The 3261-nt window shown below is 70.9% G+C and carries 4 protein-coding genes; 2 read left to right on the top strand and 2 right to left on the bottom strand.

The features are described from left to right. Nucleotides 1-54 precede the first annotated feature (54 nt). The gene (locus LWC33_RS34450) at nt 55-1170 is read right to left on the bottom strand and encodes an alpha/beta fold hydrolase (protein WP_233308903.1); all 1116 of its coding nucleotides are present in this window, start codon (nt 1168-1170) and stop codon (nt 55-57) included. Nucleotides 1171-1294: 124 nt separating this feature from the next. Next, on the bottom strand, nt 1295-1816 hold the full coding sequence (locus tag LWC33_RS34455; protein WP_233308904.1) for a GreA/GreB family elongation factor: 522 nt from the start codon (nt 1814-1816) through the stop codon (nt 1295-1297). A 1195-nt stretch (nt 1817-3011) separates the two neighbouring features. On the opposite strand from LWC33_RS34455, the gene LWC33_RS34460 reads away from it, so the two are divergent. Next, nucleotides 3012-3113 carry a DUF3040 domain-containing protein gene (locus LWC33_RS34460; protein WP_233308905.1) on the top strand — a complete coding sequence of 34 codons (102 nt, stop codon included), beginning with the start codon at nt 3012-3014 and terminating at the stop codon, nt 3111-3113. Beyond that, nucleotides 3110-3261 (top strand): FAD-dependent oxidoreductase (locus tag LWC33_RS35590; RefSeq protein WP_308191061.1); only part of this gene is annotated, 152 nt, incomplete at its 3' end. The genes LWC33_RS34460 and LWC33_RS35590, both read left to right, overlap by 4 nt.

The raw sequence follows: 3261 nt of genomic DNA on the forward strand, positions 1-3261 counted from the left end.
GCTCCGGTGCCTTCTCGGGTGGACGTGTCATCGGTCTTCTCTCCTCGCCGTGCCCTACCAGTGTGCTCGGCGGCTCGGCGCTGAACCTGCCGAGGTTCGGCAGCGTGGTGACCGGCGAGGTGAACGAGGTTGCTGCGCGAGGTTGCCGCCCCGGGCAGGTCGCCGTCGTCGGGGTGGCCTCGACGCTGCGCCCGTGCCTGGCGGCCGGCCTGCCTGATGGGGTGCGACTGGTCGACCGGCGCGGTCGGGACCGGGGGCGCTGGCCCGGGCGGTTCGTCGTGCGCGCGGGTGTGGTCGGTGCATCGCTTCGTGAAGCCGCAGCACGGACAGGACCGCTTCGGGGTTCTCGTAGGGCAGCAGCGAGCCGGCGTCGGGAACGGTGACCACGCTGGTGCGTAACGCCCGCCGGACCGGCCGGACGAGGCGGCCGTCGCCGAAGAGCGGGTCGTGCTCGCCGACCGCGACCGTGCACGGCGTCCAGCGCCAGCGGTGCGCCGGCTCGGGTTGCGCGAGCGGTGTGCTGCTCGTGGCAACGTGCCGGCCGACCAGCCGCAACCAGTCGATCAGCGCACGTGGCGCGACGAAGCCCCGACCGCCGAGCCGGGCGAGCAGCCGGGCGCTCGCTGCCGCGGTGGGTGCAAGGCGCCAGGCCAGCAACGCGGCGGCGACACGCGGGTCGACGGCCGGGCGCACGAATCCGTACGGGTTGAGCAGCACCAGCCCTGCGATGTGCGGCGCAGGGCGCGCGGCCAGGGCCACGGCGGCTCCGAACCCGTGTGCCAGCACGGTGATCCCACCGGTGCACTCCCTCGCCACCGTGGCGAGGAGCTCGTCGAGCCACGTCCCGTAGGCGCGCAGGCGCTCGGTGTTGGGGCGGCCTCCCGATCCCAGGCCAGCCTCACCGGGAACGTCCACCGCGACGACCCGGTACCGGGAGGAGAGCGCCTCGACCAGCTCGGTCAGGACAGCGGCGTTGCCGTGACGGCCGGGCACCACGACCACGGTCCGCCGGTGCTGCTCACCGGCGATCACGAGGTGAGCAGAGCGATGGTCGTGCGGGTGGCTGCCACGCACCTGCTGCTGCCGGTGTGGCAGCGGCCAGGCGGCCAGGCGTTGCCGGCACCAGCTCTGGATCACCGATCTCCCGGATCTACCGCGGTAGATCCACATGGCGCGTTCCTCTCGACGGTGCAGTGCGGGACAGGCCTGAGCAACTGCGTTGGACGGGGATGGCGGGCGAGCGGCGCCTCTGCCGAGGCCGGCGGCCGTCTGCGGACGCCGCCGACGGGGCTACTCAGCCGGCGACCTGGGTGGTCGTGTACCACGCTTCCGGGCGGTAGGGGACTGCTCGAAGCACGGTGACCTCCATCGTCTCCCCGTTCGGGAGTGTGTACCGCACTTTCTCGCCCTGTTTCCTGCCGGTCAGGGCCACGCCGAGCGGGGAGTCGGGCGAGCAGGTCATCAGGTCTGCGGGGTAGGCGCCGTCCTCCGTGTGGGCGAGAAGGAACGTCTCGCTCTCCTGGTCGACCTCGTAGCGGATGGTCAGCACCATTCCCGGCTCGGCCACTCCGTCGTCCGGCGGGTCCTGACCCAGCAAGGGATTCTGCAGCAGCTCCTGCAGTCTCCTGATTCGGTTCTCCCGTTCCCGGCGGGCGGTCAGCAGCTGCTGATCGGTGTTGTGGTCGGCGCTGTCGCCGACGAACTGCTCCGCCACATCGCCGCTCAGCCCCTCGGTGCGCTGCCGGAGCAGGTCCATGAGTTCGGCCCTCAAACGCTCGTACGCACTCTGCGCCAACCACACCTGCGTCTCGGTCATCTGGTTCCACTCCTTCGAGAAGCGTCCGGAAAGGGGATGTTGCGCACCCGCAGGATCGCCACGCGGCCGCCGTGGAGATGCAAATGAGCACGACCCGGGGCGCGTCGGGTCGTGCTCAGCGACGGTGATCGTAGCGGCGGTGAAGCCGCGATGTCGACCATTCACGACCGGGTTTCCGGTTGCCGGCATCAGGCGTGAACCGGCTACCGCGGAATCCGTGCCGCCACATGTACCACATTCGCGCGAATGGACCGTGAGATTGCCGAGCCTCGGCAACCGGGCCCGGGTCGAGGTTGCGGGTCCGCGACCTGCCCGCCGCGCCCCTTTCCGGGCATGGTGGTGCTGGGCCTGCCGAGAGCACCCGACAGTCACCCTCGTCGGCGGGCCCACCAAACGTCCTCGTACCACTCGGGCCCCGGCGATCTGCCGGGGCCGCATACGTGATCTCGTCGAGCGAAGGAGTGTGCTGTGGAGTCGGCTGTGCGGCCGCGGGTGATCGTGGGGAGACGCTGCTGCGCCTGGCCGACCGGCCCGATGATCTGCTGGTCCTCGGGCGCGCACGCAGCCGGTCCCTCGGAGGACGGCCGAGCGATGGCGCTGAGCTGCGCCGCCCAGGCCCCCTGCTCGGTGGTGGTCGTGCCCTGTGAGCAGCCGGCTGCCGACCCTCCGGGGGCGACGTGAGATCCGAGCACGGCTGCGTGCGGGGTCGACGGGCGCCCCTTGGCCGGCTCGGCAGAGCTTGCCGAGGTCGTGCGTACCCGGACCCGGCCTCGCCTTCGCACCCGCCGCGCAGGCCCCGCCCCGACAAGCCGGTCCGATAACCGGAGAGACGACGGTCGCCGGGCAAGCGCTCCCGTTTTCGGCAATACCGACAAGACCGTTGTGCGGGAACGTGCCCGGCGAGCAGATTATGGAGATAGTTGTGGACGACCACTGCGCGGTGACCAGTGTTCCGCGAGTACGGATCAATGGGCACGCATCGGCTTCGCGTTGGGTTCTCGCCGCGACGACGCACGGGCTCGACATGGCGGTCGACATCTACGTCGAACCATTGTCGGAACCCGGCGGGAGTGGACGCGACATCGTTCACGAGTGGGGCGAGCAGTCCTTCCCGGCGAGTGATCCGCCTGCCAACTGGTAGGCGACCCGTAGGGATCGACGGGTGATGTGTGTGGTAGCGATGAGGAGAAGCACCGTGCTGAGCAACCATGAGCGGCCTCTGCTCGACGAGGTCGAGCGCCGGCTCCGCTGCGACGACCCCGCGTTCGTGGCCCGCCTCGGCGAGGGAGAGCGGTGAACACCGTCCACGGACGGGTCGCCGTCGTCGGCGCGGGCATGGTCGGCCTGGCCACCGCATGGTTCCTGCAGGAACGCGGTGTCGACGTCGACATCTTCGAGCGCCGCCGGGTCGCCGCCGGGTCCTCGTGGGGCAACGCCGGGTGGCT

The sequence above is a fragment of the Pseudonocardia terrae genome (assembly GCF_021343995.1).
Lineage (GTDB): Bacteria > Actinomycetota > Actinomycetes > Mycobacteriales > Pseudonocardiaceae > Pseudonocardia > Pseudonocardia terrae.